The organism is Curtobacterium sp. TXMA1, assembly GCF_020162095.1.
Classification (GTDB): domain Bacteria; phylum Actinomycetota; class Actinomycetes; order Actinomycetales; family Microbacteriaceae; genus Curtobacterium.
This window is the reverse complement of record NZ_CP083910.1, coordinates 2,216,886-2,241,140: the sequence shown is the minus strand read 5'-3', so window position 1 is coordinate 2,241,140 and position 24,255 is coordinate 2,216,886. Positions and strand designations below refer to the sequence as shown.

Sequence of the window (24,255 nt, the reverse complement as noted above, 5' to 3'; positions counted from 1 at the left end):
GGGCCGCTTCGTCGTTGCGGGGGAGCGAGCGGACGCTCAGACCACCCGGAGGCGGACCAGCGAACCGTCCACGACCAGGTCGCGCACCGTGACGGACGGGTCGGCCGTCGCGAACCGGAGCGCGCCTCCCGGCTGGTCGAACCAGGGCTGCACGAAGGTCACCGTCACCAGGAACGGGCGGTCGACGACGTAGCGGTGCACCTCGGGAGCCGCCGCCACGTGCGGCGGCAGCGAGCGCTGGGGGAGCGGCGTGTCGAGCGGGTGCAGCAGGTAGCCGTCGGGACCGCCCACGCGGTCCACCGGGACACCGGCCGGGACCTGGGTGGTGAGCCCCTGCGGGCCGGCCTGGTGGACCTGCTGCGCGAGCTGCGGGTAGCTCGACGCCGCGCGGTCACGGAGCCGGTCGAGTTCGTGTCGCGGGACCTCCCGCGGCGCGGGGAAGGCGCGGTTCAGGAAGCGGCGGAGCATCTCGACCGCGTCCTCCTCGCCACGGGCGGTGGCGAGGCGGCGTGCGGTGCCGTAGTCGACGACCTCGAGCGCGAAGTCGCCGTGCGTCTCGGTCGGGACCACACGGAGTGCGCCCTCCACCGGCGGCTCGGACAGCGTCTCGCCCGGCAGCTGCACGTACCGGATCGTGTAGCCGAGCTGGTCGAGGATGGGGCGGGTCTCCGCGAACGTCATGCGCGCGAGCCTACCGGCCGCATGCATGCCGTTCGCCGAGACAGCGCCGAGCTCCGACCGCGACGCTGACGGACCGGTCGGCTCACGCGCCGCCGCGCATGATCGCCTGCTTGACCTCGGAGATCGCCTTCGTGACCTGGATGCCACGGGGGCACGCGTCGGTGCAGTTGAAGGTCGTGCGGCAGCGCCAGACGCCCTCCTTGTCGTTGAGGATGTCGAGGCGCACGTTCGATGCGTCGTCGCGGGAGTCGAAGATGAAGCGGTGCGCGTTGACGATCGCCGCCGGGCCGAAGTACTGGCCGTCGGTCCAGAACACCGGGCACGACGAGGTGCAGGCGGCGCAGAGGATGCACTTGGTGGTGTCGTCGAAGCGGGCGCGGTCGGCGACCGACTGCACGCGCTCCTTGCCCTTCTCCGGCTTGCTCGACGCCTGCAGGAACGGCTGCACCTCGCGGTAGGACTGGAAGAACGGCTCCATGTCCACGACGAGGTCCTTCTCGAGCGGCAGGCCCTTGATCGCCTCGACGTAGATCGGCTTCGACACGTCGAGGTCCTTGATCAGGGTCTTGCAGGCGAGCCGGTTGCGGCCGTTGATGCGCATCGCGTCCGAGCCGCAGACGCCGTGCGCGCAGGACCGACGGAACGTCAGCGAACCGTCCTGCTCCCACTTGATCTGGTGCAGGGCGTCGAGGATGCGGTCGGTCGGGAGCATCATCACGTCGAAGTCCTGCCAGCGCGGCTCATCATCGACGTCCGGGTCGAACCGGCGGACGATGATCGTGACCGGGAACGATCCGGGAGGAGCGCTCTGCACGGTGTCGGTGCGCGGGCTGTCGGAGACCAGGGTGTCGGTCATCAGTACTTCCTCTCCATCGGCTCGTACCGCGTCACGACGACGGGCTTCCAGTCGAGCGTGATGTGGTCGTCGGCGAGTGACGAGTGCGGGTCGCCCGTCAGGTACGCCATGGTGTGCTGCATGTAGTTCTCGTCGTCGCGCTTCGGGTAGTCGTCGCGCATGTGCCCGCCCCGGCTCTCCTTGCGGTTCCGAGCGGAGAACACGACCACCTCGGCCAGGTCGAGCAGGAACCCGAGCTCGACCGCCTCGAGCAGGTCGGTGTTGAAGCGCTTGCCCTTGTCCTGCACGGCGATGTTCAGGTACCGCTCGCGGAGCTGGTGGATCGTCTCGGTCATCTTCGCGAGCGACTCGTCGGTGCGGAACACCTGCGCGTTCTTGTCCATCTCCTCCTGCAGTTCCTTGCGGAGGACGGCGATGCGCTCGGTACCGGTCGACGCGCGGAGCTGGTCGAGCATGCCGCGGACACCGGCGGCCGGGTCCTCGGGCAGGGGGAGGAACTCGGCGGTCTGCACCCACTCGGCGGCGTTGTTGCCGGAGCGCTTGCCGAAGACGTTGATGTCGAGCAGCGAGTTCGTGCCGAGGCGGTTCGAGCCGTGCACGGAGACGCAGGCGCACTCGCCAGCGGCGTACAGGCCGGGCACGACCGTCGTGTTGTCGTACAGGACCTCGGCCCTGGTGTTCGTCGGGATGCCGCCCATCGCGTAGTGCGCGGTCGGCATCACGGGCACCGGTTCGACGACCGGGTCGACGCCGAGGTAGGTGCGGGCGAACTCGGTGATGTCCGGGAGCTTCGTCTCGAGGACCTCGGCACCGAGGTGCGTGCAGTCGAGGAGCACGTAGTCCTTGTTCGGGCCGGCACCGCGACCCTCGGCGACCTCCTGCACCATGCAGCGGGCGACGATGTCGCGCGGCGCGAGGTCCTTGATGGTCGGGGCGTACCGCTCCATGAAGCGCTCACCCGAGGCGTTGCGGAGGATCGCGCCCTCGCCGCGCGCCCCCTCGGTGAGCAGGATGCCGAGTCCGGCGAGACCGGTCGGGTGGAACTGGAAGAACTCCATGTCCTCGAGCGGCAGGCGCTTCCGCCACACGATGCCGACGCCGTCACCGGTCAGCGTGTGGGCGTTCGACGTCGTCTTGAACATCTTGCCGAAGCCACCGGTCGCGAAGATCACGGCCTTGGCGTGGAAGACGTGCAGCTCACCGGTCGCGAGCTCGTAGGCCACGACACCGGCGGGCTGCTGGCGGGTGACACCGTCGTCGCCCGTGACGTCCACCATGACGAGGTCGAGCGCGTAGAACTCGTTGTGGAACTCGACACCGAGCTTCACGCAGTTCTGGAACAGCGTCTGCAGGATCATGTGACCCGTGCGGTCGGCGGCGTAGCAGGCCCGGCGGACGGGCGCCTTGCCGTGGTCGCGCGTGTGGCCGCCGAAGCGCCGCTGGTCGATCTTGCCCTCGGGTGTGCGGTTGAACGGCAGGCCCATGTTCTCGAGGTCGATGACGGCGTCGATCGCCTCCTTCGCCAGGATCTCGGCGGCGTCCTGGTCGACCAGGTAGTCACCGCCCTTGATCGTGTCGAAGGTGTGCCACTCCCAGGAGTCCTCCTCCACGTTCGCCAGGGCCGCTGCCATGCCGCCCTGGGCCGCACCGGTGTGCGACCGCGTCGGGTAGAGCTTCGAGATGACGGCCGTCTTCGCCTTCGGGCCGGCTTCGATGGCGGCACGCATGCCGGCTCCGCCCGCGCCGATGATGACGATGTCGTGCTGGTGGTGGTGGACGGTGGTCTCGCTCACTGGGGCCTTTCAGGGTGGGTCAGCGCGCCGGCGGGGTGGTCGCGGCGTGCGCGTGGGTCTCGTTGCGCGGTGCTCGTGGCCGGTGGGGCCGTGCGGCTACTGCGCCGGGCAGAACGACGGCAGGTCGGCTGCGGCGGCGCCGGCCGGGCACGGGTCGAAGGTCCAGCAGACGAGCAGACCGAGGACGATCAGCGCGACGCAGGCGATGAGCACCGCGAGCAGCAGCGTCTTCCGGATGCCGGGCTTCGCGACGTAGTCGTTGATGATCGTCCGCATGCCGTTCGAGCCGTGCACGAGGGCGAGGACGAGCATCAGGGAGTCCCACACCTGCCAGAAGGGGTTGGCCCACTTGCCGGCGACGAAGGCGAAGTCGATCTGCTTCACGCCCTCTCCCGCGACCATGTTGACGAAGAGGTGGCCGAAGATGAGCACGACGAGCAGGACGCCAGAGGCGCGCATGTAGATCCACCCCCACTTCTCCCAGTTGGTGGTGCGGCGGGCGGCTGCGGCCGAACGAGGCGGCTCGACGATCTGCGTGGTCATGTCCGTGGGTCCCTTCGCCTACTGGAAGTCCGCGACGAGGTTCATGAGCTGCCGGGGCAGGAAGCCCGCGATCAGGACGGCCCACACGACCAGGACGACCCAGAACATGGCGCGCTGGTACTTCGGCCCCTTCGACCAGAAGTCGACCAGGATGATGCGCAGCCCGTTGAGTGCGTGGAAGACGATCGCCATCACCAGGGCGATCTCACCGATGTTCATGATCGGTGTCTTGTAGGTGCCGATCACGGCGTTGTACGCCTCGGGCGACAACCGGACGAGCGCGGTGTCGAGGATGTGCACGAGCAGGAAGAAGTAGATCGCGACACCGGTGATGCGGTGCAGCACCCACGACCACATGCCGGTGGAGCCGCGGTAGAGCGTCCCCTCGAGCCTGCGCGATGTGCGCGGCGCATCGATCGTCGCGCGCGGTTCGACCACCGTCGTCCCGCCTGCGGTCTGCTCGGCCATGAGCGAGTCCTCCCATAGGACGGGCTCGCCCGATCGGCGAGCCCTTGCCGTTCGTGTTCGTGTGGAACACGACCCATCCTATGCGCGTGCGCTGACACTCTCGTCCCACCCGACACGGAGCGTGCGGGACGAGGCCGGCGGAGCGCCGATCGTCCGGGCCGTGTCGTGGTGCTCGAGGAGCTGGTCGCCGACGGCCTCCCACGTCGTGCCCTCGACGCGGAGCCGACCGGCCGAGCCCATCCGTGCGGCCGCCGCCGGGTCCGACACCAGGCCGAGGACCGCGTGACGGAGCGCCTGCGGGGCATCCGGGTCGTAGAGCTCGCCGTCCAGGCCGGGGGCGACGAGGTCGATCGGACCCCCGGACGCCGGGGCGACCACCGGCAGGCCGCTCGCGTGGGCCTCCTGCAGCGTCTGGCCGAAGGTCTCCGCGGGACCCGTGTGCACGAAGACGTCGAGCATCGCGTAGGCGTCGGCCAGGGCATCGCCGCGCAGCGGGCCGGTGAAGGTGACGTCGAGGTGCCGCAACCGGCGCTCGAGCATCGCCCGCGACGGACCGCCGCCGGCGACGACCACCCGGATCCCGGGCACCCCGCCGAGCTCGGCGAGCCGCTCGACCTCCTTCTCGGGAGCCAGGCGTCCGACGTAGCCGACGATCGTCTCGCCGCCCGGTGCGATCCGACGGCGGGCTGCGCGCACGTGGGCCGAACGCCGTCGGTCCGGGTGGAAGAGCGCGGTGTCGACGCCGCGACCCCACCGGACCACCCGGGGCACGCCCTCGTCCGCGAGCATCGCGGCGGTGGCGGACGACGGGGCGAGCGTCAGCGACGCACCGGCGTGGATGCGCCCGAGGATCCTCCGCACCAGCGGGACGGTCGCGGTCAGGCCGTTGCGGCGGGCGAACCCGGCCACGTCGGTCTGGAAGACGGCGACGGAGGGGATGCCGAGCCTCCCGGCCGCCGTGATGGCACGACCGCCCAGCAGGAACGGGCTGGCTGCGTGCAGGACGTCGGCGCCGGAGGCGGCGAGGATCGTGTCGAGCACCGGGTGGGGGAGCGCGACCGGGAAGCGGCGGTACGCCACGGCGGGCACCCGGTGCACGTCGAAGGACCGGTACCGCTCGACCTGCGTCCGCGACCGGAACCGGGCGAGCCCCGGGGTGTCCGGCGCGATGACGACCGCGCGGTGGCCACGGCGCTCCAGGTGGTCGAGGACCGCCAGGACGCTGGTGGTCACGCCGTTCAGGGTGGGCAGGAAGCTCTCGGTCACGACGGCGACGGTCCGCTGGGACGTGCCGCGCTCCACGCTGCGTGCGCTCATGGTGCCTCAATGCTCCGCGCGGGTCGTGACCGGCCGGGGCGCTCCGGGTGAACGGGCGGCGCGCAGGGGGTGAACAGGCGGCCGGGAGGCCCGGTGCGGCCACCGCGGTCGGGTCCGGTCCGTCGCGGCACGGGCCGGAGCGCCGGGTCGGCTCCGGCAGGCCGCGTGCGGGGACCGTCCAGGTCGCGTCCGGGCGCACCGGTACGGTGAGCGGGTGGCAGACGCACTCGAGGACTTCTACGCGATCATCCCGGCCGGCGGCATCGGCTCCCGGCTCTGGCCGCTCTCGCGCGCCGACGCGCCGAAGTTCCTGCACGACCTGACCGGCTCCGGCACCTCGCTCCTGCGGCAGACCTGGGACCGGCTCGCACCGCTCGCCGGGGACCAGCGCATCATGGTCGTCACCGGTCGGGCGCACCGGGCCGCCGTCGAGGCGCAGCTGCCCGGCGTCGCCGACCACAACGTCGTGCTCGAGAGCGAACCGAAGGACTCCACGGCCGCGATCGGCCTCGCCGCGGCGATCCTCCGTCGTCGCGAACCCGACGTCGTGATCGGGTCGTTCGCGGCCGACCACGTCATCGGTGACGCCCGCGGCTTCCGGCGGTCGGTGCGCGACGCCGTCGCCGCGGCACGGGCCGGGTACGTCACGACGATCGGGATCACCCCGACCGAGCCGGCGATCGGCTTCGGGTACATCCACGCCGACGCGGCACCGCTCGAGGTCGAGGGGGCCTCGACCGTGCACGCGGTGCGGTCCTTCGTCGAGAAGCCCGACCTGGACACGGCCCGGGCGTACCTCGAAGACGGTTCGTACCTCTGGAACGCCGGCATGTTCATCGCCCGGGCCGACGTGCTGCTCGCCGAGATCGGGCGCACGAAGCCGGAGCTGCTGGCCGGCATCGAGGAACTCGCCGCCGCGTGGGACACCTCGTCGCGCGGCGCGGTCGTCGACGCGATCTGGCCCGGACTCGAGAAGATCGCGATCGACTACACGGTCGCCGAACCGGCCGCGGCCGCTGGTCGCATGGCCGTCGTGCCGGGCGACTTCGACTGGGACGACGTGGGGGACTTCGCCTCGCTCGCGAAGCTGCAGTCCGGCGGGCGGGCGAACAACCTCGCCGTGCTCGGCGACGGCGCCCGCATCCTCGCCGACTCGTCGAGCGGCATCGTCGTGGCGCACAGCCAGCGGCTCATCTCGCTCATCGGGGTCGAGGACATCGTCGTCGTCGACACCCCGGACGCGCTGCTCGTGACCACGAGCGAGAACGCGCAGCGGGTGAAGGGCGTGGTGGATGCGCTGAAGGTGAGCGGGCGCGGGGACGTGCTCTGACCGACTGCGGCGTTCGGTGCCACCGCCGTCCACACCCCTGGTCGCCTGGGTGACGAGGGCCGCGGGCGGCCGGTAACGTGTCAGTCGAGGGCACGACTCGGGGGAGTGATCATGGGGGACATCGCGTTCGACGCGGACGAATCGAGGTCGGCGGCGCGGGTGGCGCGTTGGGCGGCCGAGACGCTCCGCGGGCAGGCTGGCGCTCGCTCCGGAGCGGTCGAAGCGGCGCTCGACGACTTCGAGGGCTCGTACGCCGAGCGGTTCCGGAGTGCCGCGGTGATCGAGGCCGAGGACCGGGCGCGTCTCGCGGGCGTGCTGGTCGACCTCACGGAACAGATCGACGCCGCAGTCGCCGCCGCTGAGCGTGAACGGGCGCGACAGCGTGCCCATGCCGAGTGGAAGGCTCGCGACGCCGACCGGCAGCGGGCAGCATCAGTTGCCGAAGTCATCGCCGGTGCTGCCGGGCGATCGGTGCTCGATGCCTGGGAGGGCTTCACCGATCCCGAGCCGTCGACCGAACCCGAGCCGAGGCCCGATGTCGACGCCGAGTTTCGAGGTCGCGAGCGCGCGCGCTACGGCGACGGGGCGAGCCGTGGAAGGAGCTCTGCCGACCCGAGCGCTCTCCGGGCCTTCGTCACGACGACCTCCGGGCTGGACTCCGCCGCGTCAGCGGAGTCCACGCGCGTCGGATCGGCGTGGTCCTCCTTCCGGGACTCCTGCGGCTGGGTCACGGTCGATCGCGCGAGCATGCCAGCGGGCTTCGAGCGCTACGTTCGGGAGAACGACGAGGACCGGAGCTGGATCGGCAGGATCGCCGAAGCCTTCGAAGCCGCCGGCGGCAGTGGATCGCTGTCGAACGTCGCCCTCGACATCGCCGCGACCGGACAGGCGGCGCCTGCCCTCCAGCGGCTGTTCGCGGACGATCTCACGCCGGCGGAGGTCGCGGAGCGTTGGACCGCGCTCGGGCTGACGGCGGCCGACACCGGCGTGTTCGACGGGCTGCCGACGGACGTGCTCGCGCGACTCGGCAACCTCGAGGGTGTCCCGTACTGGGCGCGGAGCACGGCGAACGGCCTCGTGCTGAACCAACGACTCGGCGATGTGGAGCGACAGATCGAGCAGCTGGAGGGGACAGTGGCATCGGCGGGTGACGGCTCTCGGGCGTTGGCGCGGGAACTGACGGCGCTGTACGCGGACCGCAAGGCCCTGCGGAACATCAACGCTGCGTTGACGAAGAAGGGCTCCGACGGGAAGCGCTTCCTCATCGCTCTCACGGATGATCGACCGCCGCTCGCTGCCGTCTCGATCGGCGATCTGGACCGTGCGAAGTCAGCGACCTGGGCTGTCCCTGGTAAGGACACCACGACAGCGGACATGACGACGTGGGCGAGGGCCGCTCAGAACATCGCCGATGAGCAAACGGACGTCGCGGACACCACAGACGTCGCAGACCCTTCGGATCGAGCAGTCGTCGCTTGGGTCGGCTACACCACCCCGGGACCACAGGATGTGCTCCTCATGGCCAAGGCGAAGGAGGGCGGCAAGCGTCTCGCAGATTCGATCCGCGGGTTCTCAGCCGTCCGCGGAACTGATGACGTGGAGACGAACGTCGTGGCGCACTCCTACGGCACGACCGCGGGCGCTGTGGCTCTGGCCGAGCGGGGTGTCCACGTTGATCGGTTCGTCGCACTGGGTTCTGCCGGGCTGCCCGATGGCCTCGACGATGCGCAGCAGCTGCACGCAGATCAGGTCTTCGCGGCTCAGGCGAAGGACGGCGCCACCGGTGAGTCCGGACAGGGTGACGAATGGGCGACGTTCGGCCGGGAGAAGAGCCTCGCCCATCGCGTCGACCCGACCGCGCAGGGTTTCGGAGCGACCGTGTTCGGCGCCGACGGCGGGACGGGGAGCGAGGGGCAGACCCTTGCGTCGGTCCTGCATCACGCCCCGGTCTTCAAGGACCACCGGGGTTACCTGGACCGTGGTACCGAGTCACTGCACAACGTGGCACTCGCCACCACAGGTCAGGACGAGTTGCTGACCGGGGCGCGAGATCGATGACCCGGTCCGACGAAGGAGGAGGCACATGAACGCACGACACCGTGCTCGTCGCGCACTCGCGGCGACAGCGGCGCTACTGGCAGTCGTCGTCGTGACCGCCGGATGTGCCGGGCAGCAGCATGATGCAACCCGACCGACTGAGAGGACATCCTCCGTGGACGCAGACACTGCGAAGCGAAACATGATCGACATCGTCGATCAGACAACGGCCGCGCTCGGCGGCGAGTGGGAGACGCGGACGTCTCCCGATTACGTCGAGAGCTGCCAGCTGTCGAGCGACGAAGAAGGAGCTCGGTGGGTGTACCGGGTTGCTCGAGCAGAGTCCGCCGACGTCGAGGCGGGCGTCGCTGCTGCCTCCGATGTCTGGAGGTCCGCCGGTCTGACCGTCGACCGACTCGCTGACTCCAAGGGGCCGGCGGTGGTCGCTCGCGGCGGCGATCGCGTCGAGATGATCCGTTTCTTCGCTTTCACCGGCAACTACAGCATCCAAGCGCTCTCGATGTGCTTCGCTGGCGACGCAGACGAGATCGAGGAGCAGCAGGCCGACGAATGACGCGCGATCCCGGGTTCGTGGTGTCCTGGCCGTGCCGGATCAGGGCGCGCGACCTCGCAAGCCTCATCGTCGTCCTCGCGCTCGCGGGACTGAGCACCGGGTGTGCGTCGCGAGTGGTCGAGACGAGGACGGCCAGCGCAACGGATCCGATCGTGGACGCAGCGACCGCGAAGCAACAGATGATCGCCGCTGTGGACGACGCCACCGAGCTCCTCGGCGGGAAGTGGACGGCGCGGACCGGACCGGACGCAGCGGAGCCGTGCTCGTTGCCGGACGGGGAGCGCGGAGCACACTGGCGGTACCTGACGGGGAGCGCGATCGAGGGGCGGCCGGAGGAAGACGGCTCGGCGACGGCCGACCACTGGCGTGCGCAGGGCAAGCGCGTGACCGCGCGGGACACGAGCACCGGGCCGGTGGTCTTCGGTGGGGGAGGCGGGGACATCGCGTCCATCAGCTTCTACGCGGTCTCCGGCAACTACACCGTCCAGGCCGTCTCGCTGTGCTTCCCCGGCGACGCCGACCGCATGGCCGAGGACGACGCCGACGAGGTCGTGTGAGCCTCCGAGGACGAGACGCCGAAGAGTCTCGAGAGGGAGACGGATGTCTGCCGAGCTGACGGCGCGGCGCCTGACGAGCGTTGCCCTGACCTCCTTGGCGCTGATGATCACCATCAGCGGTTGCACGCAACACCCCTCGGAGGGCGAGACACCGTCCGACGACGGACGGACGTCCCGGGTGGACTCCGAGACTGCCCAGCGCACGATGACCGAGTTCGTCGACAGGACTGCTGCGGAGCTCGGCGGCGAGTGGGTCACCACGCAGGGTCCAGACTACGTCGACAGCTGCACGCTCCCCGACGGCGGAGAAGGAGCCAACTGGGTCTACCTCGTCACCAGGACGCACGGGGATGGCAACCCCGAGGACGATGCCTCGACGGTCGCGAGTGCATGGCAGTCCGCGGGCATGATCGTCGAACGAGTCGCGGACCCGGACGGCCCGGTGGTCGTCGGACGAGGTGGAGCATCGACGGCCTTGATCGACCTCTACGCCTTCCCCGGCAAGTACAGCCTCGAAGCCGAGTCGACCTGCTTCCCAGGGAGTGCCAGCGAGATCGAACAGGAGCAGACGGACCGGTCCTAGATGTGCAGCGCAGCGCCGCGGTCTGGTGCTTCCGTGCACGATCGACGGCAGGTCTCGCCCGCTGTAGCGCTCCACCACGAAATCCCCGAATCGTCCCCCGGACCGGGTCTCCGGGGGACGTCGGCGTTACGGGCGCGTTTCGTCGGGGTCGCGATCGGGTAACTGATCCCAGCAGTCCCACAGGTGCGTTCTGTACCGGCCCGACGGTCGTGTACTGTCGCCACGATCGCCCGGAACGCACGTGGTCCGGGCACCGCCCCCCGGAGGAACCAACCCGTGACATCTCGTACCCGTCAGGTCCTGCTCAGCGGCCTCGCGCTCGCCGGCACCATGGCCGTCCTGGCCGGCTGCTCGGCCGCCCCGTCCGACACCGCCTCGGCGAAGAAGACCGACTTCCGCCCCTGCATGGTCTCCGACGCCGGTGGCTTCGACGACAAGTCCTTCAACCAGCTCGGCTACGAGGGCATGGTCGACGCGGCGAAGGACCTCGGCGCCGAGTACAACAAGGCCGAGTCCAAGGACGCCACGGTCTACGACTCGAACATCGAGCAGCTCATCAACCAGAACTGCAACATGGTCATCACGGTCGGCTTCAACCTGGCGGACGCCACGAAGAAGCAGGCCGCGGCGAACCCCGACACCGAGTTCGCGATCATCGACGACAACTCGATCGACGCCAAGAACGTCAAGCCGATCACGTTCGACACTTCGCAGGCGGCCTTCCTGGCCGGCTACGCAGCGGCGTCCTACTCGAAGACCGGCGTCGTCGGCACCTTCGGCGGCATGCAGATCCCGACCGTCACCATCTTCATGGACGGCTTCGCGGACGGCGTCAAGTACTACAACGAGAAGAAGAACAAGGACGTCAAGGTCGTCGGCTGGAACGTCGAGACCGGCAAGGGCTCCTTCACCGGTGGCTTCGAGGCGGGCACGCAGGCCAAGTCGGTCGCGCAGACGCTGCTCGACCAGGACGCCGACGTGATCCTGCCCGTCGGTGGCCCGATCTACCAGTCGGCTGCCGAGGCGATCAAGGACGCGAACAACGGTTCGGTCCTGATCGGTGCGGACAGCGACCTGTACGAGGCCGACCCCCGCTACAAGGACATCGCCTTCACCTCGGTGATGAAGGGCATGCGCCCGGCGGTCAAGGACGTCGTCGAGCAGGCTGCGGACGACAAGTTCTCGAAGGAGCCGTACGTCGGCACCCTGAAGAACGACGGCGTCGGCATCGCGCCGTTCCACGACTACGAGTCCAAGGTCGACTCGGGTCTGCAGGACGAGCTCGACACGATCAAGTCGGGCATCATCGACGGCTCGATCAAGGTCGAGACCCAGTCGAACAAGTAGTCGGGTGAACGCGGGCGGGGGATCGATCCTCCGCCCGCGTTTCCGCGCGTCCACCGACGGGTGGCGCGTTGACCAACAGGAACGCAGTAGACAACATGAAGCTCGAGCTCCGCGGGATCACGAAGCGGTTCGGCCCCCTGGTCGCGAACGACCACATCTCCCTCACCGTCGAACCCGGCGAGGTGCACTGCCTCCTGGGCGAGAACGGTGCGGGCAAGTCCACCCTGATGAACGTGCTCTACGGCCTGTACCAGGCGGACGAGGGCGAGATCCTCCTGGACGACGTCGTCCAGGACTTCGACGGCCCCGGCGACGCCATGCGCTCCGGCATCGGCATGGTGCACCAGCACTTCATGCTCGTGCCCGTGTTCACGGTCGCCGAGAACGTCATGCTCGGTCAGGAGCAGACGACCTTCGGTGGACGTCTCGACCTGGCCGGCGCCCGCAAGCGCGTCCGCGAGATCAGCGACCGCTTCGGGTTCGACGTCGATCCCGACGCGCGCATCGAGGACCTGCCCGTCGGCGTGCAGCAGCGCGTCGAGATCATCAAGGCGCTGTCCCGCGACGCGAAGGTCCTCGTCTTCGACGAGCCGACCGCCGTCCTGACGCCACAGGAGACCGACGAGCTGATGGGCATCATGCGCCAGCTCCGCGAGGCCGGCACCGCCATCGTCTTCATCACGCACAAGCTGCGCGAGGTGCGCGAGGTCGCCGACCGGATCACGGTCATCCGCCTCGGCAAGGTCGTCGGCGAGGCCTCGCCGACCGCGACGAACAACGAGCTCGCCGCGCTCATGGTCGGCCGTGCCGTCTCGCTCGTCGTCGACAAGACGCCCGCGACCGGCGGCGAGGACGCCCTCGTCGTCGAGGGCGTGACCGTCACCGACCCGTCCGGCGTCGTGCTCGTCGACGACGTCTCGTTCACCGTCCGCCGGGGCGAGGTCCTCGCCATCGCCGGCGTGCAGGGCAACGGGCAGACCGAGCTCACCGAGGCGATCATCGGGCTCGAGCCCGTGCACGCGGGCCGCATCACGCTCGACGGCAAGGAGCTCACCGGTCGCACGGTGAAGCAGGTCCTCGACGCGGGCGTGGGCTTCGTGCCCGAGGACCGCAAGGAGGACGGCCTGGTCGGGGAGTTCACGATCGCCGAGAACCTCATGCTCGACCGCGCCGACCACGACGAGTTCGTCCGGGCCGGCACGATCCGTTCCGCCGAGCGCGACGCGTTCGCCGACGAGAAGATCGCCGAGTTCGACATCCGCACGCCGTCCCGCACCACCGCGGCCGGTCGGCTGTCCGGCGGCAACCAGCAGAAGATCGTCCTCGCCCGCGAGCTCAGCCGCGAGCTGCGGCTGTTCGTCGCCGCGCAGCCCACGCGCGGCATCGACGTCGGCTCGATCGAGTTCGTGCACAAGCGCATCGTCGCCACCCGCGACACCGGCGTCCCGGTCATCGTCGTCTCCACGGAGCTCGACGAGGTCGTGGCGCTCGCCGACCGGATCGCGGTCATGTACCGCGGCGGCATCGTCGGCATCGTCCCCGCGGACACCCCGCGCGACGTCCTCGGCCTCATGATGGCCGGGGAGATCCCCGAAGGAACGGAGCAGGTCGCATGATGGCCGGCGAACTCCACAGCACCACCACAGCAGGAACGGAGCTGGCAGCGTGAGCACCCCCACGCCAGACAACACGCAGCCGGCCACCCCGGCCGAGCACGACCGCACGTCGGCGACCCCGGCCGAGGCGCCCACCGACGACCGCCTGCAGGACGTCGAGGGCACCCCGCACCTCATGACGGACTCGGCCGACGACGCCGAGCGCCGGGCCGGCGGCGGTGACCGCTGGAGCACCGCGCTGCAGAGCATCGTCAACGGCTCCGTCCTCGTCACGGTCCTCGCCGTCGTGCTCGCCCTCGTCGCCTGCGGCATCCTGATCGCCGTCACCGACGAGAACGTCCGCGCGGCAGCCGGGTACTTCTTCGCCCGCCCGACCGACACCTTCCAGGCCGTCGGCACCGCGGTCGGCGGGGCGTACAAGTCGCTCTTCCAGGGCTCGGTCATCAACTTCGGTGCGAGCTCCTTCGCCCAGGCGATCGCCCCGATCACGCGCTCGGTGGACTACTCCGTCCCGCTGATCGCCGCCGGTCTCGGCATCGCCCTGTCGTTCCGCGCCGGCCTGTTCAACATCGGCGGCCAGGGCCAGATCCTCATCGGCGCCGCGGCGGCCGGCTGGGTGGGTTTCTCGTTCGACGGCCCCGCCGCGATCCACATCCCGCTGACCGTCCTCGCCGGCATCGTCGGCGGTGCGGTCTGGGGCGGTCTGGTCGGTGTCCTCAAGGCCCGCACCGGTGCCAACGAGGTCGTCCTGACGATCATGCTCAACTACGTCGCGCTCTACCTGGTCAGCTACCTGCTCCGTACCCCTGGCCTGCTGCAGGCCCCGGGGAGCTCGAACCCGATCTCGCCCGCCACGAAGGAGAGCGCCGTGTTCCCGGCGCTGTTCGGCCCGCGCTACGGGATCGACCTCGGCTTCGTCGTCGCACTCGTCGCCGTGGTCGTCGTGTGGTGGCTCGTCAACAAGTCGTCGCTCGGCTTCCGCTTCCGCACGATCGGTGAGAACCCCCGCGCCGCCCGCGTCGCCGGCATGAGCGTCCCCGCACTGACCATCTGGGTGATGGTGATCTCCGGTGCGCTCGTCGGCATCGCCGGTGCGTACCAGGTGCAGGGTGCCGTGACCTCGGGCTTCACCTCGGGCATCGACGCCGGCATCGGCTTCGACGCGATCACGGTCGCCCTCCTCGGTCGTTCGAAGCCGTGGGGCGTGTTCTGGGCCGCGATCCTGTTCGGCGTGCTGAAGAACGGCGGCTACGCCATGCAGGCCGCGAACGACATCCCGATCGACATCGTCGGCGTGATCCAGGCGCTCATCGTCCTGTTCATCGCCGCACCGCCGCTCGTCCGCGCGATCTTCCGCATCCCGCAGCCGGGTGCGCGTCGTCGCGGTCGTGCCGCGAAGAACTCCCGGAAGGCGGTCGCCGCATGAGCACCACCACCACGGCGCCCGCACCGGCGCTGTCCGACCGTCCGATCGAGACGACCCGGAGCTGGAAGGCCCCGATCGGCTTCGGCGTGTTCACCCTGCTGGCGCTGCTGTTCTTCGGCGTGCTGCACCGTGCCGGCGACACCACGTTCCGCCTGGCGAACGGCGGCGACTTCTTCGCGCTGCCGAACGTCCCGCTCCCCGCGACCGGCACGGGCATCGTCGTCATCGTCCTGCTGGCCCTGGCCACGGTGTACGCCGTCGTCGAGGTCCGTGCATCCCGTCGGATCCCGCTCTGGCTGACCGCGGTCTTCGCGATCGTCTTCGTCGTCGGCTTCCTGACCTGGTCGGCCGCCGGCGACACCATCCCGGTGCCGGGCCTGCTCGTCGGTGCCCTCGGCCTGAGCGTCCCGCTCGTGTTCGGTGCCCTCGGCGGCGTCATCTCCGAACGCGTCGGTGTCGTGAACATCGCGATCGAGGGCCAGTTCCTCGCCGGCGCGTTCACCTCGGCGATGATCGCCTCGCTCACCGGCTCGGCGTGGGTCGGCCTCGTCGGCGCGCTCATCGCCGGCGTGCTGGTGTCCTTCGTCCTCGCAGCGTTCAGCATCAAGTACCTGGTCGACCAGGTCATCGTCGGTGTCGTCATCAACGCGTTCATCTCCGGCCTGACCGGCTTCCTCTACTCGCAGGTGCTCTCGCCGAACGAGCAGACGCTCAACGTCGGCGTCCGGTTCCCGAAGCTCGAGATCCCGGTCCTGCACCAGATCCCGGTCATCGGCCCGGTGTTCTTCGAGCAGACGGTCGTCGTCTACCTGGCCTACGTGGCCGTCGCGGTCGTCACCTTCGCGCTGTTCAAGACCCGCTGGGGCCTCCGCCTGCGCGCGGTCGGCGAGCACCCGCAGGCCGCGGACACCGTCGGCATCAACGTCGCGCGGACGCGCTTCTGGAACGTGTCGCTCGCAGGCGCGATCGCCGGTCTCGGTGGGGCGTACTTCACGCTCGACGCGGTCGGGCCGTTCACCAAGGACATGACCGCCGGCGCGGGCTACATCGCCCTGGCCGCCGTCATCTTCGGTCGTTGGGACCCGATCCGGGCGACGCTCGCGGCGCTGCTGTTCGGCTTCGCGTCGAACCTGCAGAACATCCTCGGTGCGATCGACTCGCCGGTGCCGAGCGAGTTCCTGCTCATGCTGCCCTACGTCGTGACGATCTTCGCGGTCGCCGGCCTGGTCGGGCAGTCGCGCGGACCGGCGGCCGCCGGCAAGCCGTACACCAAGAGCTGACGGACGGGAGGCACGGCACATGACCGACACGAATCCCACAGGTGACCACACGGTCGCCACCGACCCCGTGACCGGCGAGCCGTCCTGGACGGACCCGGCCGCGAGCCTCCAGGCCGACACCGACACCGACACCGACACCGACACCGACAGCGACACGGACACCGGCGCCGTCGACGCGGGCGTCGACGTGGACTGGACCGCCCTGCGCGAGGCGGCGACCGCCGCGATGCGGCGCGCCTACGCGCCGTACTCGTCGTTCCCGGTGGGCGCCGCGGCGCTCACCGACGACGGACGGATCGTCTCGGGCTGCAACGTCGAGAACGCGTCGTACGGGGTCACCCTGTGCGCCGAGTGCTCGCTCGTGTCGCAGCTGCACATGACCGGCGGCGGCAAGCTCGTCGCGTTCACGTGCGTGGACGGCGACGGCGCGACGCTCATGCCCTGCGGCCGCTGCCGGCAGCTGCTGTTCGAGCACTCGACCGAGGGCATGCTCCTCGAGACGGTCTCGGGCATCCGCACGATCGACCAGGTGCTGCCCGACGCGTTCGGGCCCCGCACCCTCGCCACCTACCAGCAGGAGCACTGATCACATGGCCGTCGAGCCCTTCGACACCGTCGACCTCATCCGCACCAAGCGGTCCGGCGATGCGCTGAGCACCCCCGAGATCGACTGGCTCGTCGACGCCTACACGCGCGGCTACGTCGAGGACCCGCAGATGGCGGCGCTCGCGATGGCGATCTTCCTGAACGGCATGGAGCGCCGGGAGATCAAGGACCTCACGCTCGCGATGATCGCGTCGGGGGAGCAGATGTCGTTCGGCTCACTCGGCAAGACCACGGTGGACAAGCACTCCACGGGTGGCGTCGGGGACAAGATCACGCTGCCGCTCGCGCCGCTCGTGGCGTCGTTCGGCGTCGCGGTCCCGCAGCTGTCCGGGCGCGGGCTCGGTCACACCGGCGGCACGCTCGACAAGCTCGAGTCCATCCCGGGCTGGCAGGCGTCGATCTCGAACGACCGCATGATGCAGGTGCTGTCGGAGGTGGGTGCGGTCATCTGCGCCGCCGGCTCCGGGCTCGCCCCGGCCGACAAGAAGCTCTACGCGCTCCGGGACACCACGGGCACGGTCGAGTGCATCCCGCTCATCGCGTCGAGCATCATGTCGAAGAAGATCGCCGAGGGCACGGGCGCGCTCGTGCTCGACGTCAAGTTCGGCTCGGGTGCCTTCATGCCGACGTACGAGGCGTCGAAGGAGCTCGCGCAGACGATGGTCGACCTCGGGAACGACGCCGGCGTGGCGACCTCGGCGCTGCTCACCGACATGGAGGTCCCGCTCGGGCTGACGATCGGCAACGCGCTCGAGGTCCGCGAGTCGGTTGAGGTGCTCGCCGGTGGTGGGCCGTCCGACGTGGTCGCGCTGACCGTCTCGCTGGCGGAGGAGATGCTGCGGCTCGCCGGGCTGCCGGACGCCGACCCCGCGGCAGCACTGGCCGACGGTCGGGCGATGGACACGTGGCGTCGGATGATCGCGGCGCAGGGCGGCGACCCCGCTGCCGACCTACCGGTCGCGCGGGAGCAGCACGTCGTCACCGCGACCGAGTCCGGCGTGCTCGTGCAGCAGGACGCCCTGCCGTTCGGCATCGCCGCGTGGCGCCTCGGAGCCGGTCGTGCCCGCGCGCAGGACCCGGTGCAGGCGGGTGCCGGCATCGAGCTGCACGTCAAGCCGGGCGACGCCGTCACAGTCGGGCAGCCGCTCTGGACGCTCCACACCGACGAGCCGGCACGCTTCGACCGCGCGCTGGAGTCGCTCGAGGGTGCCTGGGCGATCGGGACGACCGCGCCCGAGCGCGGACCGATCGTGCGCGAGCGCATCACGGGCTGAGCGCCACGGCCGCGACCCGGCCACGTCGACGACCGGAGGCTCCCTGCACGGCTGTGGGGAGCCTCCAGTCCGTCCGCCCGTCTGTTGTGCACAGGTACGGACGCGGCGTCGGCGACCACCGATAGCCTGGGGGCATGAGCGCCGACGCCCCCACCCACCGCCTGCCCGACGCCGGAGCGGTCATCGACGACCTGCCCAAGGTCTCGCTGCACGACCACCTCGACGGCGGCCTGCGCCCCGCGACGGTCGTCGACCTGGCGGACCAGGCGGGCATCGAGCTGCCGGTGACGGACCCCGAGGCACTCGGGGCGTGGTTCGCCGACCAGTCGAACAGCGGTTCGCTCGTCGAGTACCTGAAGACCTTCGACGTCACCACCTCGGTGATGCAGACCGCACCGCAGCTGCACCGCGTCGCGAAGGAGTTCGTGGAGGACCTCGTCGCCGACGGCGTCGTCTACGGCGAGATCCGCTGGGCACCGGAGCAGCACCTGCGGGGCGGGCTGACGCTCGACCAGACCGTCGAGGCGGTGCAGGCCGGCATCGAGGAGGCCGTGGACGCCGCCGGCGGCTCGATCCGGATCGGCCAGCTCGTCACGGCGATGCGCCACGCCGACCGGTCCCTCGAGATCGCCGAGCTCGCCGTCCGGCACCGCGACCGCGGCGTGGTCGGCTTCGACATCGCGGGGGCCGAGGCCGGGTTCCCGCCGGCGAACCACCGCGCGGCGTTCGAGTACCTGGCGTCGGAGCTGTTCCCGGTGACGGTCCACGCGGGTGAGGCCGACGGGCTCGCGTCGATCCGCTCGGCGCTGGTCGACGGCCGCGCCCTCCGCCTCGGGCACGGCGTCCGGATCTTCGAGGACATCACCCTGTCCGACGCCGGCGACGGTTCGACGCTCGCGTCGCTCGGCGAGGTCGCGTCGTGGGTCCGCGACCGCGAGATCCCGCTCGAGGTCGCGCCGCAGTCGAACCTGCAGACCGGCGCGATCGCGGCGTGGGGCGACGACCTCGCCGACCACCCGTTCGACGTGCTGTACCAGCTCGGGTTCCGCGTCACGGTGAACACCGACAACCGCCTGATGAGCAACACCTCGCTGTCGAAGGAGCTCGCGCTCCTCGCCGGCACCTTCGGGTACGACCTCGACGACCTCGCCGCGTTCCAGATCAACGCCGCCCTCGGCTCGTTCCTGCCGCTCGAGGACCGCGAGGAGATCATCGCGACCATCACGGCCGGACACCAGGAGGCGTAGCGATGGCCCTCCCGCCGCTGCCGGACGACGCCGTCGTGCTCGGGGCGAGCGCGTCCTCGTGGCGCGACGCGCTCCGGCTCGCCGGTGGTGCGCTCGTGACCTCGGGCGCCGCGACGCCGCCCTACACGGACGCGATGATCGACCTGGTCGAGGAGCACGGACCGTACATCGTGATCTCGCCCGGGCTCGCGTTCGCGCACGCCCGGCCGGGCCCCTCGGTGCTGCGTGACGGATTGGCCGTCGTGACACTGCGGGAACCGGTGTCGTTCGGGCACCCGCACAACGACCCGGTGTCGGTCGTGCTCGGGCTCGCGGTCGCCGAGGTCGGCACGCACCTCGAGTCCATCGGCGACATCGCGAACACCTTCAACGACGACACCGTGACCGCTCGCCTCGCAGCGGCGACCTCGGCGGACGAGGTCCGGACGATCATGGGGGTGCCGGCGTGAAGATCGTGACGATCTGCGGTGCGGGGATCGGGTCGAGCGGCATCCTCAAGGTGAACGCCGAGAAGGCCCTCGACGCGCTCGGGCTGTCGGCGTCGGTCGTCGCGGCGGACGTCGCCTCGGTGCGCGCCGTGGCCGAGGACGCCAACGTGATCCTCACCAGCCAGGAGTTCGTCGAGGCGATCGGGGACACCTACGCCGAGGTCATCGTGATCCGGAACCACTTCGACCAGGGTGAGATCACCGCCGCGGTGGACCGGGCGCTCGGGGAGCACTGAGCGGCTCCCGACGCTGCCTCTAGAGTTGGGGCATGAGCACGGAGAACCCGCTGAACGACCCCGCCGCCGACCCGTTCGAGGTCGCCCGCGACGCCGCCGCCGTCATCGCCGACCGGTCCGGCATCGAGCGGCACGACATCGCCCTGACCCTGGGGTCCGGCTGGGGCAAGGCCGCCGACATCATCGGCGAGACGGTGTCCGAGATCCCCGCGGCCGAGGTCCCCGGCTTCAGCGCCTCGGCGGTGCCCGGGCACTCCGGCACGGTCCGGTCGATCCGCCTGCAGGACGGCCGGCACGCACTCGTCATCGGTGCGCGGACCCACTACTACGAGAACCACGGCGTCCGCCGCGTGGTGCACAGCGTCCGCACCGCTGCGGCGACGGGTGCGTCGGTCATGGTGCTCACGAACGGCGCCGGCGGCATCAAGGAGCACTGGAAGCCGGGCACGCCGGTCCTCATCAGCGACCACATCAACCTGACGGCGGACAGCCCGCTCGAGGGCGCCACGTTCGTCGACCTGACCGACCTGTACTCGGCGCGTCTGCGCGCGGTCGCGAAGTCGATCGACCCGACCCTCGACGAGGGCGTCTACACGCAGTTCCGCGGCCCGCACTACGAGACCCCGGCCGAGGTCCAGATGGCCAAGACCATCGGCGGGCACATCGTCGGCATGTCCACCGCACTCGAGGCGATCGCCGCACGCCAGGCCGGCATGGAGGTCCTCGGCTTCTCCCTCATCACGAACCTCGCCGCGGGCATCCAGAAGACCCCGCTCTCGCACGCCGAGGTCCTCGAGGCCGGGCGCGAGGCCGAGCCGGTCATCGCCGACCTCCTCGCCCGCGTGGTGGCGGCGCTGTGACCCGGCACGAGGGCGCCTCGGACGGCGCGATCGCGGACGGCGACCTCGGCGAGGGGACCGAGCCCGCGACGGACGGCGCCGCTGCTGACGGCCTGGAGGCGGTGCTCACCGCCGCCAGGTCCTGGTCGGAGCAGGACCCGGACGACGAGACCCGCGCCGAGCTGGACGCGCTCGTCGCCGCCGCCACGGGCGACCCCGTGGACGAGACCGCGGTCGCGTCGCTGCGCGAGCGCTTCTCCGGGCGGCTGGCCTTCGGCACCGCGGGGCTCCGCGCCGAGCTCGGCGCCGGTCCGCAGCGGATGAACCGTGTCGTCGTGACGCAGGCCGCCGCGGGCCTGGCACGCTTCCTGATCGACACCGGGCGCGACCGCAGCGTCGTGATCGGCTACGACGGCCGGGTCAACTCGGACGTCTTCGCCCGGGACTCCGCCGAGGTCATGCGCGGCCTCGGGCTCGAGGTCACCCTGCTGCCGTCGGCGCTGCCCACCCCGGTGCTCGCGTTCGCCGTCCGCCACCTCGGTGTCGGCGCAGGCGTGATGGTGACCGCCAGCCACAACCCGCCGCGGGACAACGGCTACAAGGTCTACCTCGGGGGTGAGGACGACGGCTCCCAGATCGTCCCGCCGGTCGACGGTGAGATCGCCGCGGCGATCGACCAGGTCGCCGCCGGCGACCTGCGCGACCTCGTCCGCGCGACGGACTACACGGTGGCCGGTGAGGCCCTGGTGCGGGCGTACGTGGACGCGACGGCTGCGACGGTGCCGGCCCCGCGCCTCCCGGCCGACGCGCAGCCGACGGTCGTCTACACGGCGATGCACGGGGTCGGGTGGGAGACCGCACGCGCGGTGTTCGCCGCTGCGGGCTTCGCGGAGCCGGTCGTCGTCCCTGAGCAGATCGAGCCCGACGGGGCCTTCCCGACCGTGTCGTTCCCGAACCCGGAGGAACCCGGCGCGATGGACCTGTCGGTCGCGCGGGGCGTCGCCGTCGGCGCCGACCTCGTCATCGCGAACGACCCCGACGCGGACCGGCTCGCGCTCGCGATCCCGGACGGTGCCGGGTCCTTCCGTCGCCTGTCCGGCAACGAGGTCGGGTGGCTGCTCGGCTGGCGTGCGGCCGAGGCGTTCGCCGCCGGGTCGCCGGACACCTCTGGCACGCTCGCCGCGTCGATCGTGTCCTCGCCCGCGCTGTCCCGCGTGGCCGAGCGGTACGGGCTCGAGTACCGCGACACGCTGACCGGCTTCAAGTGGGTGTCACGCGTGCCCGGGCTGGTGTTCGGCTACGAGGAGGCCCTGGGCTACCTCGTCGACCCGACGGTGGTCCGTGACAAGGACGGCATCTCGGCGGCCCTGGCGCTGCTCGACCTCGCCGTGTCCCTGGCGGCGGACGGGCGGACGATCGCCGACCAGCTCGACGCGTTCGCGGCCGAGTTCGGAGCGTTCGCCTCGGGCCAGGTGTCGACCCGCGTGGACGACCTGTCGCGCATCGGGGCGATCATGGCGGCCCTGCGGTCGTCGGCGCCCTCGTCGCTCGGTGGTCTCGGCGTCACCGGCGTCACCGACTACTCGGACGGGGTCGAGGGCTTCCCGCCGTCCGACATCCTGCGCTACGACCTCGAGGGCGGCGCGCGGGTCATCGTCCGCCCGAGCGGCACCGAGCCCAAGGTGAAGGTCTACATCGACACCGTGGCAGGCACCCCTGCCCAGGCCCAGGCGCTCGTCGACGCCCTCGCCGCCGACGTGCGCCCGCGCGTGTCGTAGCGCGGCGCGGCGGCGGCGGCGGCGGCCCGCTCTGCGTCACCTCTGCACAACCGAAAGCACCTCGCGCCACCGTCTTCCCCGGCGCGGGGTGCTTTCGGTTGTGCCCGAGCAGCCGGCGCCGCGCGGAGACGTTCGCGCATCCCGGCACCACCGACGGCTGCTCGGTGTCGAGGACGAGTCCGGAAGTCCTCGTCGGTCGGTCCTCCTGCACAGACTCGAGACGAAGGGGATCCGCTCACAGGTGGTCCGAGCAGGCGGGGCAACAGCCTCCGGACGAGGCACGCTCGTGACATGGCGAGGTTGGAGATCCTGGTCGGTGGCGGCGCTGACGAGACAGGGCGACGCGGAAGGGCGCATCGTGAGCGCGCGTTGCGGGGCGAGCTCGTCCGACTCGCGCCGGGTCGGTTCGTCGTGGCGGACGAGTGGCGACGCGCGACCCCGGGTGAGCGGCACATCGCTCGGGTGAAGGCGTTGCACGATCGTCTCGCCCCGTGGTTGGTGGTCTCGCACGCATCCGCTGCGGCGCTGCACGGGCTGCCCTGGCCCGGCGAGTTCCCCGTGACGGTCGAAGTCATCGACCCGCTCCGTGCCACTGGCCAGTCACTGCGGTCGGTGCACAAGCGGGCGGGTCTCGGCCGGACGCTCCGGACGTCGTCCATGGTGGCGAACGGACGCGCACTGACCGACCTGGCGAGCACCGTGGTCGACCTCGCGGTGTCGTGCCCGCTCCGCACGAGCGTTCCGGCGGTGGACCAGGCGCTCGCTCGTGGATGCAGCCCGGAGGAACTCTGCACGGCGCTCGACAGCAGCGCCGCCGTCCAGTTCCGCGCCCGGGCCGAGCGTGCCCTCGTACTCGGGGACGGGCGCTCCGGATCACCGGGCGAATCGGTGGCTCGGGTGGCGCTCGACGAGGTGGGGGCCCCGCCGCCGGTGCTGCAGCACGAGTTCCGGGACGGATCCGGCACGATCGGCTTCGTCGACTTCTGGTTCCCGGACCAGGGGGTCGTCCTCGAGTTCGACGGACGGGTGAAGTACGCCGATGCCGCGATGCGCGCCGCCGGCATGACGGCTGCCGACGTGCTCGTCGCGGAGAAGCGGCGTGAGGACCGTCTGCGCCGACACCCCGACATCCGAGCAGTCGGCCGGATCGGTGTCGCCGAGACCGACGACACTGATCAGTTGCGAGCGGTCTTGCGCTCCCTTGGTGTGCCGACTGCGCGAGCCCGTTTCACGACGGTCCGATGAGTCGACGTCGAGCGCACGTCACACGGTGTGACGTGCCGGAGCACAACCGGAAGCACCTCGCGCCAGGAATTCGCGTGGCGCGAGGTGCTTCCGGTTGTGCTGAGGGCGCTGCGGCGCACCCCGCATTCGGCGGG

23 protein-coding genes are annotated in these 24,255 nt (G+C 70.7%); 17 read left to right on the top strand and 6 right to left on the bottom strand.

The annotated features are described in order from the left end of the window. Positions 1 to 36: 36 nt before the first annotated feature. From LCG91_RS10545 to LCG91_RS10520, 6 genes are all read right to left on the bottom strand, one after another. The gene (locus LCG91_RS10545) at positions 37 to 681 is read right to left on the bottom strand and encodes a TNT domain-containing protein (RefSeq protein ID WP_224441348.1); all 645 of its coding nucleotides are present in this window, start codon (positions 679 to 681) and stop codon (positions 37 to 39) included. An 82-nt stretch (positions 682 to 763) separates the two neighbouring features. Further along, a complete protein-coding gene (locus tag LCG91_RS10540; RefSeq protein ID WP_058728874.1) occupies positions 764 to 1,537 on the bottom strand; it encodes a succinate dehydrogenase iron-sulfur subunit in 774 nt (257 codons plus the stop codon). Beyond that, positions 1,537 to 3,330 carry a succinate dehydrogenase flavoprotein subunit gene (gene sdhA, locus LCG91_RS10535; protein ID WP_224441347.1) on the bottom strand — a complete coding sequence of 598 codons (1,794 nt, stop codon included), beginning with the start codon at positions 3,328 to 3,330 and terminating at the stop codon, positions 1,537 to 1,539. Before sdhA ends, LCG91_RS10540 begins: the two co-directional genes overlap by 1 nt. A gap of 96 nt (positions 3,331 to 3,426) precedes the next feature. Then, entirely contained in the window at positions 3,427 to 3,873 is a 447-nt protein-coding gene (gene sdhD / locus LCG91_RS10530) for a succinate dehydrogenase, hydrophobic membrane anchor protein (protein ID WP_058728872.1), read from the bottom strand. An 18-nt stretch (positions 3,874 to 3,891) separates the two neighbouring features. Beyond that, entirely contained in the window at positions 3,892 to 4,341 is a 450-nt protein-coding gene (gene sdhC / locus LCG91_RS10525) for a succinate dehydrogenase, cytochrome b556 subunit (RefSeq protein WP_082688407.1), read from the bottom strand. Positions 4,342 to 4,419: 78 nt separating this feature from the next. Then, on the bottom strand, positions 4,420 to 5,658 hold the full coding sequence (locus LCG91_RS10520; protein WP_058749334.1) for a glycosyltransferase family 4 protein: 1,239 nt from the start codon (positions 5,656 to 5,658) through the stop codon (positions 4,420 to 4,422). A 214-nt stretch (positions 5,659 to 5,872) separates the two neighbouring features. Between LCG91_RS10520 and LCG91_RS10515 the strand changes: the two genes are divergently transcribed. The 17 genes from LCG91_RS10515 to LCG91_RS10435 all read left to right on the top strand — a co-directional run bounded on the left by LCG91_RS10515 (position 5,873) and on the right by LCG91_RS10435 (position 24,121). Next, entirely contained in the window at positions 5,873 to 6,988 is a 1,116-nt protein-coding gene (locus LCG91_RS10515) for a mannose-1-phosphate guanylyltransferase (RefSeq protein WP_224441346.1), read from the top strand. 111 nt (positions 6,989 to 7,099) lie between these two features. Further along, positions 7,100 to 9,046 (top strand): alpha/beta hydrolase, encoded by a 1,947-nt coding sequence (locus LCG91_RS10510; protein WP_224441345.1) that lies wholly within the window; start codon positions 7,100 to 7,102, stop codon positions 9,044 to 9,046. 181 nt (positions 9,047 to 9,227) lie between these two features. Beyond that, entirely contained in the window at positions 9,228 to 9,599 is a 372-nt protein-coding gene (locus LCG91_RS10505; protein WP_224441344.1) for a hypothetical protein, read from the top strand. A gap of 152 nt (positions 9,600 to 9,751) precedes the next feature. Next, positions 9,752 to 10,156, top strand: coding sequence for a hypothetical protein (locus LCG91_RS10500; protein WP_224441343.1), 405 nt, complete (start codon positions 9,752 to 9,754; stop codon positions 10,154 to 10,156). A gap of 43 nt (positions 10,157 to 10,199) precedes the next feature. Further along, the gene (locus LCG91_RS10495) at positions 10,200 to 10,739 is read left to right on the top strand and encodes a hypothetical protein (protein ID WP_224441342.1); all 540 of its coding nucleotides are present in this window, start codon (positions 10,200 to 10,202) and stop codon (positions 10,737 to 10,739) included. A 276-nt stretch (positions 10,740 to 11,015) separates the two neighbouring features. Further along, positions 11,016 to 12,086 carry a BMP family protein gene (locus LCG91_RS10490; protein WP_224441341.1) on the top strand — a complete coding sequence of 357 codons (1,071 nt, stop codon included), beginning with the start codon at positions 11,016 to 11,018 and terminating at the stop codon, positions 12,084 to 12,086. Positions 12,087 to 12,181: 95 nt separating this feature from the next. Further along, entirely contained in the window at positions 12,182 to 13,702 is a 1,521-nt protein-coding gene (locus LCG91_RS10485; protein WP_058749341.1) for an ABC transporter ATP-binding protein, read from the top strand. Between the two features lie 49 nt (positions 13,703 to 13,751). Continuing rightward, on the top strand, positions 13,752 to 15,128 hold the full coding sequence (locus LCG91_RS10480) for an ABC transporter permease (RefSeq protein ID WP_224441340.1): 1,377 nt from the start codon (positions 13,752 to 13,754) through the stop codon (positions 15,126 to 15,128). Continuing rightward, complete coding sequence (locus LCG91_RS10475; RefSeq protein WP_058749342.1) at positions 15,125 to 16,408, top strand: ABC transporter permease; 1,284 nt, start codon at positions 15,125 to 15,127, stop codon at positions 16,406 to 16,408. Before LCG91_RS10480 ends, LCG91_RS10475 begins: the two co-directional genes overlap by 4 nt. 187 nt (positions 16,409 to 16,595) lie before the next feature. Beyond that, complete coding sequence (locus LCG91_RS10470; protein ID WP_058728885.1) at positions 16,596 to 16,994, top strand: cytidine deaminase; 399 nt, start codon at positions 16,596 to 16,598, stop codon at positions 16,992 to 16,994. 4 nt (positions 16,995 to 16,998) lie between these two features. Continuing rightward, a complete protein-coding gene (locus LCG91_RS10465; RefSeq protein ID WP_224441339.1) occupies positions 16,999 to 18,288 on the top strand; it encodes a thymidine phosphorylase in 1,290 nt (429 codons plus the stop codon). A gap of 134 nt (positions 18,289 to 18,422) precedes the next feature. After that, positions 18,423 to 19,535: an adenosine deaminase gene (locus tag LCG91_RS10460; protein WP_058728863.1), complete on the top strand. Its 1,113-nt coding sequence runs from the start codon at positions 18,423 to 18,425 to the stop codon at positions 19,533 to 19,535. A gap of 2 nt (positions 19,536 to 19,537) precedes the next feature. Next, the gene (locus LCG91_RS10455; RefSeq protein ID WP_224441338.1) at positions 19,538 to 19,984 is read left to right on the top strand and encodes a PTS sugar transporter subunit IIA; all 447 of its coding nucleotides are present in this window, start codon (positions 19,538 to 19,540) and stop codon (positions 19,982 to 19,984) included. Continuing rightward, positions 19,981 to 20,259 (top strand): PTS sugar transporter subunit IIB, encoded by a 279-nt coding sequence (locus LCG91_RS10450; protein ID WP_058728861.1) that lies wholly within the window; start codon positions 19,981 to 19,983, stop codon positions 20,257 to 20,259. The genes LCG91_RS10455 and LCG91_RS10450 overlap by 4 nt, the downstream gene beginning before the upstream one ends. Before the next feature lie 32 nt (positions 20,260 to 20,291). Then, positions 20,292 to 21,119 (top strand): purine-nucleoside phosphorylase, encoded by an 828-nt coding sequence (locus tag LCG91_RS10445; protein ID WP_058728860.1) that lies wholly within the window; start codon positions 20,292 to 20,294, stop codon positions 21,117 to 21,119. A 92-nt stretch (positions 21,120 to 21,211) separates the two neighbouring features. Next, entirely contained in the window at positions 21,212 to 22,876 is a 1,665-nt protein-coding gene (locus tag LCG91_RS10440; RefSeq protein WP_224443130.1) for a phospho-sugar mutase, read from the top strand. Between the two features lie 291 nt (positions 22,877 to 23,167). Next, positions 23,168 to 24,121 carry a hypothetical protein gene (locus LCG91_RS10435; protein ID WP_224441337.1) on the top strand — a complete coding sequence of 318 codons (954 nt, stop codon included), beginning with the start codon at positions 23,168 to 23,170 and terminating at the stop codon, positions 24,119 to 24,121. Positions 24,122 to 24,255 lie beyond the last annotated feature (134 nt).